Annotated in this window: 13 protein-coding genes and 2 pseudogenes; 5 read left to right on the top strand and 10 right to left on the bottom strand. The window is 68.9% G+C overall.

Features of this window, described 5'->3' with window-relative positions; translation table 11 throughout:
- Positions 1-29: 29 nt before the first annotated feature.
- Positions 30-452, bottom strand: a complete 423-nt coding sequence (locus RKD20_RS45335) for a hypothetical protein (protein WP_424883511.1) — start codon at positions 450-452, stop codon at positions 30-32.
- On the opposite strand from RKD20_RS45335, the pseudogene RKD20_RS45330 reads away from it, so the two are divergent.
- Positions 406-790: pseudogene (locus tag RKD20_RS45330) on the top strand (MFS transporter); the annotation flags it as partial. The gene RKD20_RS45335 and the pseudogene RKD20_RS45330 sit on opposite strands and share 47 nt — an antisense overlap.
- Positions 791-963: 173 nt before the next feature.
- Here the strand turns inward: RKD20_RS45330 and RKD20_RS45325 are convergent.
- The 5 genes from RKD20_RS45325 to RKD20_RS45305 all read right to left on the bottom strand — a co-directional run bounded on the left by RKD20_RS45325 (position 964) and on the right by RKD20_RS45305 (position 6,903).
- Positions 964-1,806: an alpha/beta fold hydrolase gene (locus tag RKD20_RS45325; RefSeq protein WP_424882862.1), complete on the bottom strand. Its 843-nt coding sequence runs from the start codon at positions 1,804-1,806 to the stop codon at positions 964-966.
- Between the two features lie 106 nt (positions 1,807-1,912).
- Positions 1,913-2,626 carry an ABC transporter ATP-binding protein gene (locus RKD20_RS45320; RefSeq protein ID WP_424882861.1) on the bottom strand — a complete coding sequence of 238 codons (714 nt, stop codon included), beginning with the start codon at positions 2,624-2,626 and terminating at the stop codon, positions 1,913-1,915.
- Positions 2,623-3,459: an ABC transporter ATP-binding protein gene (locus RKD20_RS45315; RefSeq protein ID WP_424882860.1), complete on the bottom strand. Its 837-nt coding sequence runs from the start codon at positions 3,457-3,459 to the stop codon at positions 2,623-2,625. Before RKD20_RS45315 ends, RKD20_RS45320 begins: the two co-directional genes overlap by 4 nt.
- Positions 3,456-5,471 (bottom strand): ABC transporter permease subunit, encoded by a 2,016-nt coding sequence (locus RKD20_RS45310; RefSeq protein ID WP_424882859.1) that lies wholly within the window; start codon positions 5,469-5,471, stop codon positions 3,456-3,458. Before RKD20_RS45310 ends, RKD20_RS45315 begins: the two co-directional genes overlap by 4 nt.
- 118 nt (positions 5,472-5,589) lie before the next feature.
- Positions 5,590-6,903 carry an ABC transporter substrate-binding protein gene (locus RKD20_RS45305; RefSeq protein ID WP_424882858.1) on the bottom strand — a complete coding sequence of 438 codons (1,314 nt, stop codon included), beginning with the start codon at positions 6,901-6,903 and terminating at the stop codon, positions 5,590-5,592.
- Between the two features lie 263 nt (positions 6,904-7,166).
- Between RKD20_RS45305 and RKD20_RS45300 the strand changes: the two genes are divergently transcribed.
- Complete coding sequence (locus tag RKD20_RS45300) at positions 7,167-7,967, top strand: hypothetical protein (protein ID WP_424882857.1); 801 nt, start codon at positions 7,167-7,169, stop codon at positions 7,965-7,967.
- Between the two features lie 20 nt (positions 7,968-7,987).
- On the opposite strand, the pseudogene RKD20_RS45295 reads toward RKD20_RS45300, so the two are convergent.
- The 4 genes and pseudogenes from RKD20_RS45295 to RKD20_RS45280 all read right to left on the bottom strand — a co-directional run.
- A pseudogene (locus RKD20_RS45295) lies at positions 7,988-8,222 on the bottom strand (SDR family NAD(P)-dependent oxidoreductase); the annotation flags it as partial.
- A gap of 49 nt (positions 8,223-8,271) precedes the next feature.
- Entirely contained in the window at positions 8,272-8,538 is a 267-nt protein-coding gene (locus RKD20_RS45290) for a hypothetical protein (protein WP_424882856.1), read from the bottom strand.
- 251 nt (positions 8,539-8,789) lie between these two features.
- A complete protein-coding gene (locus tag RKD20_RS45285) occupies positions 8,790-8,993 on the bottom strand; it encodes a hypothetical protein (RefSeq protein WP_424882855.1) in 204 nt (67 codons plus the stop codon).
- A gap of 235 nt (positions 8,994-9,228) precedes the next feature.
- Entirely contained in the window at positions 9,229-9,687 is a 459-nt protein-coding gene (locus tag RKD20_RS45280) for a MarR family winged helix-turn-helix transcriptional regulator (RefSeq protein ID WP_424882854.1), read from the bottom strand.
- Between the two features lie 108 nt (positions 9,688-9,795).
- On the opposite strand from RKD20_RS45280, the gene RKD20_RS45275 reads away from it, so the two are divergent.
- The 3 genes from RKD20_RS45275 (at position 9,796) to RKD20_RS45265 (ending at position 13,842) form a co-directional block, all read left to right on the top strand.
- Positions 9,796-10,878: a substrate-binding domain-containing protein gene (locus tag RKD20_RS45275; RefSeq protein ID WP_424882853.1), complete on the top strand. Its 1,083-nt coding sequence runs from the start codon at positions 9,796-9,798 to the stop codon at positions 10,876-10,878.
- Between the two features lie 302 nt (positions 10,879-11,180).
- On the top strand, positions 11,181-12,878 hold the full coding sequence (locus tag RKD20_RS45270; RefSeq protein WP_424882852.1) for a purine-cytosine permease family protein: 1,698 nt from the start codon (positions 11,181-11,183) through the stop codon (positions 12,876-12,878).
- A gap of 781 nt (positions 12,879-13,659) precedes the next feature.
- Positions 13,660-13,842 (top strand): hypothetical protein, encoded by a 183-nt coding sequence (locus tag RKD20_RS45265; protein WP_424882851.1) that lies wholly within the window; start codon positions 13,660-13,662, stop codon positions 13,840-13,842.
- Positions 13,843-14,032: the final 190 nt, after the last annotated feature.

The following is a 14,032-nucleotide window of genomic DNA, read 5'->3' as shown; positions in this document are numbered from 1 at the left end:
CGCTCCTGGCCCATGCAAGTCGTGACCGATCACGTGTCCGCGTCCTCGGCGGTGCCATTCGGTTCGGACGTCGTCATCCGGACGGGGGCTGCCGGGGCCGCCCCGCACCGCGAGATGTGGGGTGGCCCCGGCAGCGGCGGTTTGCACCTGAACTGCGGCTCAGTGGCCTTCTCCTGGCTCGCGGTCCGGATCAGCACCGTGCCGTCGCGGACCTGCCACTCGCTCATTCCGTCGACTTCGTGGCTGACGAAGAACAGGCCGGTGAGCCGGTCGTCGTCCTCGTCCGAGGCCGGGATCCGGGCCACGTTCCGCAGCCGGTCGGGAAACCAGTCGACGGACTGGGCGCGCATCTCGGCCCCGCAGAAGACCCAGTTGCCGAGGTTGTACTGCCTGGGGGAAAGGCTCAGCCACCGCGACTTCCTGGCCCCGATGATGATGCTGGGCTTCGACATCGGTCTGAGCGTCTCCCCGCCACCGACACCGTCATGGGCTCCTTCCCCGAGTCCGAACCGGGGGTCGGCGGCGGCGCCAACGACACCTCGGTGGAACTGGGCGGCTCCCTCGGCATCGCGCTGCACGGCACGGCGTACCGGGACGAGCTGACCGACCTGGTCGGTGGACACCTGCCGACGGCGGCGCTGGAGACGGCCAAGGACTCGGTGGGCGGCGGGGCCTGGCCGTGGCCGAGGCGGTCGCGCAGGACCCGGCGGGTGGGACGCAGCAGGCGCTGGTCGATGTCGTGCGGGAAGCCTTCGCCCACAGCATCGCCCAGACCAGCCTGATCGGCGGACACCGCAGATCGGGCCGTGCGTTGAGCGGTGCACGGCCCCGGCCGGTGCCGGACACGTTCCCTACCCGGGCGAAATCGTCCCCTCGCAGACAGGCGAGGAGCGGGCACTGCGGGCTGCGTACGACCGTGCGTCGAGTTCGTGACCGCTCCGGCGCGATCTCCTGGTGGCACCGTCAGTGGGGCAGCGTGCGGTGCAGCCAGGTCAGCAGGTCGTCGATGACCTCCTGGTTGTTGGTCTCGTTGAACAGTTCGTGGCGGGCTCCCGGATATGTGCGGTATGTGATGTCCGTGACGCCGGCCGTGCGGTAGCGCTTGACCAGCAGGTCACTGAGCTGGAGTCCTTCGTTGAGCGGGTCCATGTCCCCGACCATGACGCAGATGGGCAGCCGGGCGGGAACGCCCTGGGGATCGGCGAGCGCGGGCAATGCGGCGGCGAGGTCCGCCATGCCCTGGGCATCGAGGCTGAAGCCGCACAGAGGGTCCGCGAGGTAGGCGTCGACGGCGCGCTCGTCGCGGCTGAGCCAGTCGAAGGCTGTCCGGGCGGGCTCGAACGCCGCATTGAGGGCGCGCAGTGGGTCTTCGTCGGCGGTCTGTCCCGCGAGCATGAGGTCGACCGCTGTGGTGCCGGTCAGCGCGACAGCGTCGACCAGGGAAGCGTGGCCCAGTATGTAGTGCTGGGCGGCGAAGGACCCGAGGCTGTGGCTGATCAGTACCAGGGGGAGACCTGGGTGCCGCTCGTGGGCGATTGCCGAAAGGGCGGCCATGTCTTCGACGAGCCGGTTCCAGCCGCGGTCACCGAGATGACCGGGCGAGGCGTGCCTGCTGAGTCCGTGTCCGCGGTGGTCGTTGGCGTAGACGGTGAAGCCCTGCTCCGTCAGTGCCGCGGCGAGCGGCGCGTAGCGGCCCGCGTGTTCTCCCATGCCGTGGGCGATCTGCACGACGGCACGCGGTGGTGTGTCGGGCCGCCATTCGTGCACGTGGATCGTGACACCGTCCGTGCTGTCGAAAGTGAACAACGCAACTCCTGATGAGGGGATCCGGGCAGCTTCAAGTGCCGGGCCGGGTGTCCTGGGTGGCCGGCCGCGGCGGAGAGGCCGTGTTCGAAGCCCGGGGGCGGATGGATCAGACGGGGTGTTCGCCGAGGTAGCCGGCGACGATCCTGGCCTGGTCGGCACCGAGTTCCCGGGCCGCGGCGTGGGTGGTGATCTCGCCGTGGGAGAGGACGTAGCCGTGGTCCGCGACTTCGAGGGCCAGGCCGACGTGCTGTTCCACGAGCAGTACTCCGCAGCCGGAGTCGTCCGCGTAGCGCCGTACGACGGGCAGCAGCTCCTCCACGATGATGGGTGCCAGGCCGAGGCTGAGTTCGTCGAGCAGGAGCAGTTTCGGGCGCCGGGCCAGTGCGCGCCCCATGGCGAGCATCTGTTGCTCGCCGCCGGAGAGCAGGCCTGCCCTGCGGTCCCTGAGGCGGGACAGGACAGGGAAGTAACGGTAGGCGGCGGCCTCGTCCAGGCGCTCTCCCCGATGGGCGAGGCGCAGATGTTCCGCCACGGTGAGAGCGGAGAAGATGCCCCTCCCCTCGGGGACATGGGCTATGCCGAGACGGGCGCGGGTCGCGGCCGGGATTCTGTCGAGGGGCGAACCGGCGAAGACGACCGTGCCGGCCATGGGGCGCTGCAGCGCGGAGATGGCCTTCAACGTAGTGGTCTTCCCGGCCCCGTTGGCTCCGAGCAGGGCCACGACCTGTCCCGCCGCCACGGTCAGGTCGACGTCGCGGACGACTGGGGCACCGTCGTATCCGGCGGTGAGTCCCCTCACCTCAAGAACAGGGGTGCTCATGATGGCTCCGGTGTGGTGGTGGCGGCCTTGGACGGGTGGTCGGCGGATGGTGTGCCGCCGTGCAGCTGGGAGGCAGTGGCAGCAGGGGGCTGGACGGCGGAGGCCCCCAGGTAGGCGGTGATGACGGCCGGGTCGTTGCGGACCTGCGCGGGGGGCCCGGAGGCGATGACCTTGCCGAATTCCAGGACGACCAGGTGGTCACAGATGCCCATGACGAGACTCATGTCGTGGTCGATGAGGAGCAGGGACGTGCCGTCGTCCGCGATGGCACGCAGGCGGCGTCCCAGTTCGGCGCTCTCCGCTGTGTCCAGCCCGGCGGCGGGTTCGTCGAGGCAGACGACGCGCGGCCGGGCGGCCAGGGCCCGGGCCACGCCGACGAGTTTGCGCTGTCCTTGGGACAGCTGGTGGGCCGGGGCGTGCGCGAGATCCTCAAGTCCCAGGGCTGACAGGGCCTGTGCGGCGGCCGCGTCGGGGGACACGCGGCGGCCGAGGGTTTCGCCGAGTGCTCTCCACCAGCTCGGCCGGTCCGCCGTGATCTGGAGGTTCTCCGCGACCGTGAGGTCCTCGAAGAGCTCGCTGCTCTGGAAAGTACGGGCGAGGCCGCGTCGGGCTCGCGCGTGCGGCGGCAGACCGGTGAGGTCCTGACCGTCCAGACTGATCCGTCCACGCGCCGGGACGAGGCCGGTGACGGCGTCCACGAAGGTGGTCTTGCCGGCGCCGTTCGGGCCGATCAGCCCGACGAGTTGGCCTTGCCCGACGTCCAGGGACACCTCGCTCAGCGCGTGCACTCCGCCGTAACTGACGCTGAGCGACTGGACCGACAGTACGTTCACGAGGCGACCTCCGTGGTGTCGAGCGCGGCGGGTGCGTGGTGCTGCCCGGCGGCGTGCGGGCCGTCCGGCGCACTCCCCTGGGCCGCGGCACGTGCGGCTCTCTTCGCCGTCCTGCGGCGGTGGTTGGCGCCCGCGATTCCGTCGGGGTTGGCGATCAGTGTCACGATCAGGGACACGCCGCCGAACAGCAGCGCCCAGGTCCCCTTGATCCCGAACCATGTGTCCAGCGCGTGCGGCAGCAGTGCTTCGGTCGACATCAGGCCCGCGATCACGGCTCCGGACACCATGGTGATGCCGCCGATATAGGCGAAGCCGATGAGGCCCAGAGCGGCCAGCGCGGTGAAGCGGGCCGCGCTGACAGAGCCGAAGTTGTAGCCGTACAGGGTGCCGGCGACGCTGGCGATGAAGGAGCTGATCGCGAAGGCGGCGATCTTCACCGCCCGTACGTCGACGCCCGCCGCCGCGGCGGCCCGTTCGTTGGAGCGGACCGCGAGCATGCGCCTGCCGAGACCGGTGCGCCGCAGATGGGCGACGTACAGTCCGAGACAGACGGTGACGGCCAGCACGAGGAAGCCGAACATGGGGCTGGGCTCGTTGCCGTCCAGACCTCGGAAGTCCGCTCCCGGGCCGAGGTTCACCCCCAACAGGCGCGGCGGAGGTACGGACACACCGGCGGTGCCGCCGAAGGAGGTGTTGCCGAACAGGGCCTGTTCCATGGCCAGGGCGGCGGCCAGGGTGACGACGGCGAGGCTCACACCGCGGACCCGTAGGGCGGAGATGCCCGCGGCCACGCCGAGCAGTGTGGCCAGCACGGTGGCGCCGAGGGCGTCGAAGGGGAAGGGAATGCGCAACTGGACCGCGAGGTGGGAGAGGGCGAAGCCCGCCGTGCCGGAGATGGCCAGCTGCATCACGGAGATCTGTCCGACGTAGCCGGTGATGACGACGTACGACAGGACGATGACCATGCCGATCATCGAGTTGGTGAGGGCCTGACGGAAGTCGAACGGCAGGACCACCAGGGCCACCGCGGCCACGACCGCGGACAACAGGGCGGGACGTAGCAGCCGTTCGGGCAGGGGGACGGCGGGCAGCCGCTGTTCGACGGCTTCCCCGCGGCGCGGCAGACCCGCGCCCCGGACGTACAGGGCGACCACCATCAGGACGAAGACCAGCAGCTGCTGAAGGCCCGGCATGGCGTTGCCGTTGTCGGTCGGGAACCAGCTCTGCGTGGAGAGGTAGTACACGATCGACTGCAGCACTCCGATGAGGATGCCCGCCGTGCAGGCGATCCACAGCGACGTGAACCCGGCGAAGAGGGCTGCCGCGAGGGCGGGGACGACCTGGAGAGGCAGGGTGATGGAGTCGACCTGGACGATGGGCGCGGCCAGGACGCCGAGCAGCCCGGCGACCACGGCGGCCAGGAGGGTGTTGGCCAGGGAGATGCCGTTCGGGGACAGGCCCGCGAGCAGCGCGGCCTGTTCGTTCTCCGAAGCGGCGCGGGTGGCCAGGCCGAACCGGCTCCACCGGTACAGGGCGCCCAGAGCCAGGGCGATCGTGATGATCAGTGCGGTCAGCAGGAACCGGTCCGCCGGAGTGGTGATGCCGAGCACGGTGACGGTCTCGCCGGGAAGGACGCTCGGTGCCTGCTGGGGCTGGGTGCCGAAGACCAGCAGCACCGTGGCCTGCAGGGTGAGCAGGATGCCGAGCGACGCGGCGAGCTTGGCCAGCGGTGAGACGGTGCGCAGTGGCCGGAACACCGCCACCTCGATGAGCACTCCGATGGCGAGCGCGGCCACGAGCGCTCCGATGAGAGCGGCCACGGTCGGCAGGGTGAAGCCGAAGAAGCCGGAGGTGAGCGCCCAGAAGATGTAGGCGGAGGCCATGGCGACGGCACCGGTGGACAGGTTGATGATGCCCGAGCCCCGATACGTCACCACGACGCCGAGCGCGATACCGGCGATCAACGCTCCCTGGCCGAGTCCGAGCACGGCGAAGAGCAGGATCTGATCCATGCATGACTCCTGTCATGACGGTGGGAGTCCCGTGCCGACGGCGCTCCGCTGGGGAGGGACGGTTGCACCGTCGGCACGGGGGTGGGCCCGAGGGCCCGTGGGAGGGTGAGAGCGGGGCTCACTGGGGCGGGCGAATCCAGTCGGTCAGCGGCTTGAACTGGCCCTTGCCCTGGTACTGGTAGAACCGCGCCTGGTCGTTGCAGACCGCGGGGGCGTCCTTGTACTTGCCGCACTTGACCTCGGCGGCGCCCATGATGACCGGCCCGGTGAACTTCCTCAGCTGCTCGGTGACCGTCGCGGGAGTGATCTTCTCGGGGCCGACGGAGTCGAAGACCTTGGCGTACGTCAGCACCGTGCTCCAGGCCAGCGGTGCGAAGACCTTGGCTGCTGTGTCCTTGTCCAGCCCCACCTGTGCCGAAGCGGTCAGGAACGCCTTGGAGTCGGCTGCCGAGGAATCGGCCGTCAGTGTCTGGGCGACCCCGTATGTCCAGGCGGGCAGGTCGCCGCCGAGACCCTGGGCGACGTCCGGAGACATGCACAGCGGTGTCGCGACCACCGGCTTGGTGACCCCCAGCTGCTTCAGGGCTTTGGCCACACCGACGCATCCGGAACCGATGGTGATGGGCACGACGACGTCGGCGGTGCTCGCCCCCGCCGCGGTGACCGGGCCGATGAGATCGGTGGCCTGGGCGTCGAATCCGACGGACTTGACTGTCAGACCGGCGGCCTCGAGTCCCTTCACCGCCGCGCTGGAGGCGATCTTGTCCCCCGGCGTGTTCGTGTGGATCACCGCCGCGGTCTTCGCCTTCAGCACATCGCGGGAGTACGTCCCCCAGGCGCCGAAGATGTGCGGCAGGTCGCCGAAGGTGCTGAAGGTGTTCTTCGCCGTGGGCATGGTCGGGCCCGTCGCCACCCCGACCAGCACCGGCTTCTTGCCCGCGACCACGGCGTTGAAGGAAGCGTCACCGAGGTAGAGGTTGCCGACACCGATGGCCGAGACACTCTTGTCGCCGAGCAGTTGCTGGCCGCACTTCTGTCCTTCCTCCTCTGCCGACACCACAGTGCAGACGTTCAGTTCCAGCGGATGCCCGCCGATCCCGCCCAGCTTCTCGTTGACGTACTTCACGGCGGCGCGGGCGCCCGCGGTCGCCTCGGGGTTGCCTCCAGGGCCGCCCTCCACGTTCACCCAGCCCAGACCGATGGGGGAAAGGCTTCCGTCGGCCTTTCCTGCCTTGCCTCCCACGTAACGCAGGTAGTCGGTCACGACGGCGCTCGACGGGCGGGAGTCCGCAGCGGAGGAGGAGGCCGCCTGCGAGCCGGCGGTCGATGTCGATGCGGGTGTGCTCGCACCGCCGCACGCCGAGATGCCCAACAGGGACGTCGTGACGGCGGAGACGAGGACCAGTCTTCGGGGACGTGAGGTTGCGGGCATGCGGGATCCTCCGTGGTGGGAAAAGGGCAGGGCGGTGCCCGGCGGGGCATGCGGAAGGAGAGGCGGCAGGCAGCGAGAAGTCTGCGGGCGGCCCGGGGTGACCGGCGCGGCGGACTGGCTCGAAGGGTACGAAAGGCCTGATCATTCAGCCTTTCGAGCTTTCGTAACTTTCTTACGGAGCTGGAATCTAGGTGTAGGCTTTGCGCCGTGTCAACGCCTTGGTGACACCGAATTAACGATCATGCAATGAGGAGAGGCAGGGCATGACAACGGAAGCTGGGCGGCGTCGGCTCCCGCGACGTTCCCTTGAGGAGACGCGGGCGCTGATGCTCGAAGCGGCCACCAAGCTCGTATGCGCCGGCACGGGCGACACCAGTGAGGCAGCCGTCTCTGCCGCCCTCGCCCATATCCGTGTCAAGCAGGTCACCGAGGAAGCCACGCGCATCATGCGGGAGCGCCTGGGCGACGACCGGGCGCCGGCGATCACGACCGGATCGATCTACCAGATCTGGCCGGCACAGGCGGATTTCCAGGCGGAACTCCTGTTCCACCTCACCACCCGCCAGGCCGAACTGGTCCCGAGCCTGCCGGACAGCATCCGCCGCTTCGAGGAAGCGATCGACAACGGCCTCACGTGGCAGGAAGCGCTCAACGGCGTACTCACCCACAACCACGAGAACCACCGTGTCGACCCGATCTACCGTGTGATGCTCGGCTTCTACGCCAGTGCGGCCAATCCACGCGTACGCGAGTCCCTCGGGCATTACGGCGATTCGTTCACCAAGGTCGCCTGTGAGGCGTACCAGGCCCTGCTCGACGCCTACGGACTGCGGATGCGCGCGCCCTACAAGGTCGAACACCTTGCCACCACTCTCGCGGCCCTGCTCGACGGCTTCCATATGCGATGGATCGCCGGATACGCCGATCTGGACGACCCCGAGCAACAGGACGGCTGGTCCCTCCTGACCCGGGCCGCCGTCACGCTGTTCGACCAGTTCACCGAGCCGGCACGACCGGGCGGCACCACTGGGCACGTCCGAGCGACCCCGAGCACACCGACGTAACGCCCACGAAAAGCCGTCCGCCGCGCGTGATGCCGGCGCCCTGGGTCCGACCACTCGGTGCGGAAGGAGCCGAACTCGATCGCCCTCACGTGGATCCCGAACTGGGCGACTTCCCTTGCCCAGCGCCTCCAGGATGCCCTCCAGGGCGAATTCGCTGCCGCAGTAGGCGGACATGCCGGGCACGGCCATGAGCCCGGCCATGGAGGTGACGGCCATCAGGTGCCCACGGCGGCGGCGCATGTGGGGCAGCGCCGCGATCACCTCACGGTGGCCAAGGAGGCGGAGAAGGCCACCGTCCCGGACCTTACCGGCAGCAGTGAGCGAGGCCCGGAATCTGCTGGCCGAGCAGAACCTGAAGCTGGGGAACGCGACCGAGGTCGAGAGCAGCGCCGAGTCCGGAACCGTGTGCGCTCGGCCTCCACGTCAGTGTTGCCACCGGGTACTCCCAGGCGTCCGACGCGTTGGTGACGTCCAGCACCCCCGCGGCGGGAAGCGAGGTGGAGGCGGGAAGCACCGTGGTCGTCGTCACCCAGGACGCCGGTGCCGACCCGTCGGGCGAGGACACGGCCATGGGTTGTGACACGGCACCTTAGACACCTCAGTTGCTGCCGGTCCCACCCGTCCTGCCGTGACGCTCGTCGCTGCAGGCCCGCCCATGGTGTAGGCGGTGCCCTTGTCCTCCAGGATCCGGGACGCGTCGTCCTCGTCCTTGTCCGTCACGTCCGGCACCTCGACCTTGGGCGCACCGGTGGAGAGGGTGACCGAGACGGCCTCGCCCTTGGCGATGCTCCCTTCCAGCGGGCTCTGCCGGCAGACGTGGCCCTAAGGCTGGTCGGCGCAAGGCTCCCGCTGGGAGACGGTGACGGTGAGGTCGACGTGGTCCGCCGTACGCTGCGCTTCCTCCAGGGCCTGACCCACAAGGTCGGGTACATCGACCTTGCCGTCGTCTGCCGTACCACGCCCGAACATGAACCAGCCCACCACCAGCGCCAGGACGACGACCGCCACGCTCGCCGTGATCAGCACAGCTCCTCCTCTGCGACGGCCGCTCTCCTCCTGCTCGGCATCGTCGTACGGGAAGTCGGTCTCTGCAGGCGGGGGTTCGGCGCCCGAGACCAGGAGAGCGCACGCAGGGCTTCACCCCACCCGTCGACCGTCACGCCAACCCGGTCGCCCCCTCACTCGCGCGACCGCCAGGACGCTGGAGCGCAGGCCCGGCTTCGCCGCACAGGGACGAGACCGCAGCCATTGACCGAAAAGCTCAACTCCGCGGCCTGCTGGGCGCCACCGCAGGCAATCCGTCGACCGTTGCCGACAGCAGAGGCAGGAGCTGGGCGAGTTCTCCCCGGTCACCGATGGCATCGAGAAGCCGGGTCTGGTCGGAGTGGACGCGGTGGGCGGCGCGCTGGTGGAGGATGCGGCCGCGGGCGGTGAGGTGGAGCAGGACGCGTCGGCGGTCGTCGGGGTCGGGCCGACGGTAAACCAGGTTGCCGGCAACCATACGGTCGACGAGCTTGGTCAGAGTGGGCGCCGGCATGAGGGCATGCTCGGCGATTTCGGACATCGGGTGGCCCTGCCCGTCGGCGACGGCCGAGAGGACGCGCCACTCCTCCACCGAGCAGCCCTCCTCGGCCAACACCGCGCTCAAGCGCCGGCCGAGGCGCCGCTCGGCGTGACTGAGAAGGTGGGCAAGGTCCGGGGAGGAGGGTTCGGACGGCATTGCCGGTGTCCTTCCGATAGGTCTAGTGTTCGGACAGATTACGAGCCTCCGCAAGGGCGCCGGGGCCCGAACCGGGATCCACGCCCAGTGCCCTCACGGAGGTGGTCTGTGCATCCGGTGCCGCCCTGCGGGAACGGCGATGCGAGCACGACGCTGGTCGTGGCCCTGGTCGTGCCGCTGCAGGGGCCCGCGGGGGTCTTCGGCCCGTCGTGCGAGCTGGCCGCACAACTGGCCGCGGAGGAACTGAACGCCGCGGGCGGCGTGCTGGACCGGGAGGTCCGCCTGGTCACGGTGGACGGCGGGGCATCGCCGGAGCAGGTGGCGGCCGAGGTCGAGGCCCTGGTGTCGCTGCACGCCGTCGACGGGGTGGTGGGCTGGCACACCTCGGCCGTGCGCCAGGCACTGCTGCCGCGGATCGCGGGCCGCGTGCCCTACGTCTACACAGCCCAGTACGAGGGCGGCGAGCGTACGCCCGGCGTGTTCCTGACGGGCGAGACCGATGCCGCGCAACTGCTGCCGGCGATGCGGCTGCTGGCCGAGGCGACCGGCGCGCGACGCTGGTGCACGGTGGGCAACGACTATGTGTGGCCGCGCGTGACCGCACGCGGCGCACGGCGATACGTCCAGGCGTGCGGCGGCCTGGTGCACGACGAGGTCTTCGTGCCGCTGGGGACGCACGAGTTCGGGCCGGTGCTGCGCCGGATCGAGCGGTGCGAGGCGGACGCGGTGCTGATGCTGCTGGTCGGCGACGACGCGGCACGCTTCAACCGGGCGTTCGCCGCGTACGGCCTTCACCAGCGGTGCCTGCGGCTGAGCACTCATATGGACGAGAACATCCTGCTGGCCACCGGTGCCGAGGCCACCGAGGGGCTGTGGGCGACGGCCGGTTTCTTCGAGACGCTCGCGACCGCTGAGAGCCTGGACTTCAGCGCCCGGTACGCGGCGCGGTTCGGTGTGGAGGCACCCGTCGTGGGCAGTCTGGGCGAGTCGTGTTTCGAAGGGGTCCGCCTGCTGGCGGCGTTGGCCGAGCGGGCGCGGTCGCTGGACGTGCGGACGATGTGCGCGGTGGGCGAAACGGTCTCCTACGAGGGCCCGCGCGGCGTACTGCGGCTGCGCGGCAACCATCTCACCCAACGGCTGTACCTGGCACGGGCGGATGCCTTCGACTTCCACATCGTCACCCAACTCTGACCCCGCTCCCTGCCGTTGACATTACCCTGCCACAGAAATACTTTCTACGGGAAGCATCTGGCGCAGGCGAGGCATCCGTACTCAATCGGGCCGTTCGCTCGCCGCATTCGCCCATGGACGGGCGCTCCAGCCCACGCGGCTCCGCTCCTGTTGGCGCACTATCTACGCGCATTGAACAAAGGCCCGTTAAAGACCTTCCCCTTAAAGGAAGCGAAACCTTCGAGAAACAGTGCGGCGTGACTCTTCCGTGCAATCACCCGGGGTCACTCGGGTCGTCCCCAGTGCTGGGAAGAGGGAATGTCGTGACGGAGATCGTCGACAAGGAAGCACCGCCGACGAGTTCGGGCGGACGGACGTACAACAACTGGGCGCAGAACGACACGTTGGAGGACTACTCGCTGCGCTACGCGCCGAAGTCCTTCCGCCGCTGGAGCCCCTACGTGGTCGCCACGACCGCGCTGGGCGGCATCGCGTATCTCGCGGACTTCGCCATCGGCGGCTCGATCGCCATCTCCAACGGCTTCTCCAGCGCCATGGTGGCCATCCTGGCGGCGGCGGTGGTCATCTTCCTGACCGGCATCCCGATCTCGTACTACTCGGCGAAGTACTCCATCGACATGGACCTGTTGACCCGCGGCGCGGGCTTCGGATACCTCGGGTCCACGCTCACCTCGGTCATCTACGCCAGCTTCACCTTCATCTTCTTCGCCCTCGAAGGCTCGATCATGGCGCAGGCCCTGGAGCTGGGCCTGCACATCCCGCTCGCCGTCGGCTACTTGATCTGCTCCCTCATCATCCTGCCGCTGGTGATCTACGGCATGACGGCGCTGTCCAAGATGCAGGTGTGGACGCAGCCGGTCTGGCTGGTGCTGATGGTCGCGCCGTTCGTGTCCATCGCCATTCAGGAGCCGGGCAAGTTCTCGCAGTTCACCCACTTCGCCGGCAACTCCCCGACCGGCTCCGGCATCAGCATGCTCGGCATCGGCGCGGGTGCGGGCGTGGCGCTGTCGCTGATCGCGCAGATCGGTGAGCAGGTCGACTACCTGCGCTTCATGCCCGACAAGACGCCGGAGAACAGCAGGAAGTGGTGGGGTGCCGTGCTCAGCGCAGGCCCGGGCTGGGTGGTGCTCGGCGCGGCCAAGCAGATCGGCGGGGCCTTCCTCGCCTTCTTCATCGCCGGCAGCGTCGGACTGAGCAAGGCCAACGAGCCCATCCAGCAGTACGTCCACGGTTTCAAGACCTTCGCCGCGCCCGTCGCCCTGGGCCTGGCCACGTTCTTCGTGATCCTCTCCCAGATAAAGATCAACTCGACGAACGCGTACTCGGGTTCCCTGTCCTGGTCGAACTTCTTCTCCCGGTTGACCCACCGCCACCCCGGCCGCGTGGTCTACATCTTCCTCAACGTCGGGATCGCGCTGGCCCTGATGGAGGGCGGCGTCTTCGGCTTCCTCAACACGGTCCTCGGCTTCTACTCCAATGTGGCCATCGCCTGGATCGGCGCCGTGGTCGCCGACCTCGTCATCAACAAGCCGCTGGGGCTCAGCCCCTCGTACATCGAGTTCAAGCGGGCCCACCTGTACAACTTCAACCCGGTGGGCTTCGGCTCGATGCTCATCGCCTCGGCGGTCTCCATCGCCGCCTACTTCAACGCCTTCGGCGACTACGGCAAGGCGTACTCCCCCTTCATCGCCCTGTTCCTGGCCATGGTGCTCTCACCGCTCTTCGCCGTGCTGACCAAGGGCAAGTACTACATCGCCCGCGTCGACGACCTGGCAGAACCGCTGCTCGACGCCGACGGCCTGCCGTCGGCGGTCACGCTCACCTGCACCGTGTGCACCACCGACTTCGAGCGGCCCGACGTGGCCAACTGCGCTTTCCACTCCGGGGCGATCTGCTCCCTGTGCTGCAGCCTGGAGAAGGACTGCCACGACTCCTGCAAGAGCGGCGCCGGTGCCGGTCCGGTCACACTCGCCATGCCCACCGTTCGATCCGCGGACTGACTACCCCCTCGCGTCCTGCGCGGTGCGGCTCCGGCCCGTGTCCTTTCGGCACAGGCCGGAGCCGCACCGGCGAGCAGCCCCCACCCTGCAACCAGGCAAGGGATACGGCTCGTCGGCCGCACTGGACGCCTCCTCGCCGCACCACCGTTCCCGGTGCCCTGGTCCAATCCCAACTGGTCCACTGCACCGGGGAGGGGGGAGGGTTCCGAAACCGATCGGGCAGCAGCGGCGGCCCGGACCAAACATCACCGTACGGAGCAGCCGGGCCGCCTACGCCACCGCCGTCATGACGGCGAACACCGCCCCGTTGTTGGGGTAGTGCACAGTAGTCCAGAGGGTCACTGCGTGAAGCTCGTGCAGGAACGCGGCTGAGCAGCTGTTGCCGGTCCGACCTTGAGGCATGTGCGTCGCACGGGAGTCTCGCCGACCGAGATCCTGGGGACCCTGTTGCCGCAGTTCTACGTGCTCGTGCCGGTGGAATTCAACTCGACGTCTCCGTCGTGTGATTGTGTCGCTCGAACCTGTTTCTGAGCCCCGGCTGATGATGCGGCGACGCCGAGTATTACCTGTTAGCACGGCTGTCGTGTGGTGACACGCGACGACGCGCGGTGGGGATGACTGTCATCCGACGAGTCCTGCCGCGCGGTGGGGTCTGCCTTTTGACGAGCAGCCAAGGTGCCGGTACAAGCAACTGCTCGGAGCGGAACCGACCTTCTACCCCAGCGACGTCGAGGCGGTGTGGCAGCTGGGCGAGGAGCTTTACGTGTAGATCGTCGAAAACGTGAGCAGGGCGGGCGGCGCTGTGAGCCTGATCCGGCTGGAGGACCCCGCTACCGAGGTCGCACGGATCGCTGAGCGGGACCTGCGGCCGGTGAGCGTGGAGCAGTACGGCAACGAGACGGGAATCGGGGGCGAGGTCTCGAAGCCGAGTCCCCTGACAGAGTCGTCCAGCCAAGCCCTGTAGCCGAGCCCTGTCATCCGCATCCTCAGCGACCGCACCCGGCGAGAGCGGCGCGGGACAGTGCCGGCATTGGCGAGTGGCCACTGCGAGACGTCCACCGCCTGGATCAGCGAACCGTGGGACGGCCCTGGGGCAGTAACCGTGTCGACCACCCGCGAGGCTCCGAACGAGTGGACTCAACGGTACGTGATCT

It is taken from the genome of Streptomyces sp. SLBN-8D4 (assembly GCF_049739545.1).
Classification (GTDB): Bacteria; Actinomycetota; Actinomycetes; order Streptomycetales; family Streptomycetaceae; genus Streptomyces; species Streptomyces canus_C.
Note: the sequence above shows the minus strand (reverse complement) of the source record. Positions and strands in the feature narration are given on the sequence as shown.

Coding starts and splice junctions, on each gene's coding strand:
- RKD20_RS45310 (WP_424882859.1), bottom strand. CDS start 5,471: ATGGATCAGATCCTGCTCTTCGCCGTGCTCGGACTCGGCCAGGGAGCG.
- RKD20_RS45300 (WP_424882857.1), top strand. CDS start 7,167: ATGACAACGGAAGCTGGGCGGCGTCGGCTCCCGCGACGTTCCCTTGAG.
- RKD20_RS45335 (WP_424883511.1), bottom strand. CDS start 452: ATGTCGAAGCCCAGCATCATCATCGGGGCCAGGAAGTCGCGGTGGCTG.
- RKD20_RS45320 (WP_424882861.1), bottom strand. CDS start 2,626: ATGAGCACCCCTGTTCTTGAGGTGAGGGGACTCACCGCCGGATACGAC.
- RKD20_RS45305 (WP_424882858.1), bottom strand. CDS start 6,903: ATGCCCGCAACCTCACGTCCCCGAAGACTGGTCCTCGTCTCCGCCGTC.
- RKD20_RS45280 (WP_424882854.1), bottom strand. CDS start 9,687: ATGCCGTCCGAACCCTCCTCCCCGGACCTTGCCCACCTTCTCAGTCAC.
- RKD20_RS45290 (WP_424882856.1), bottom strand. CDS start 8,538: ATGGCCGTGTCCTCGCCCGACGGGTCGGCACCGGCGTCCTGGGTGACG.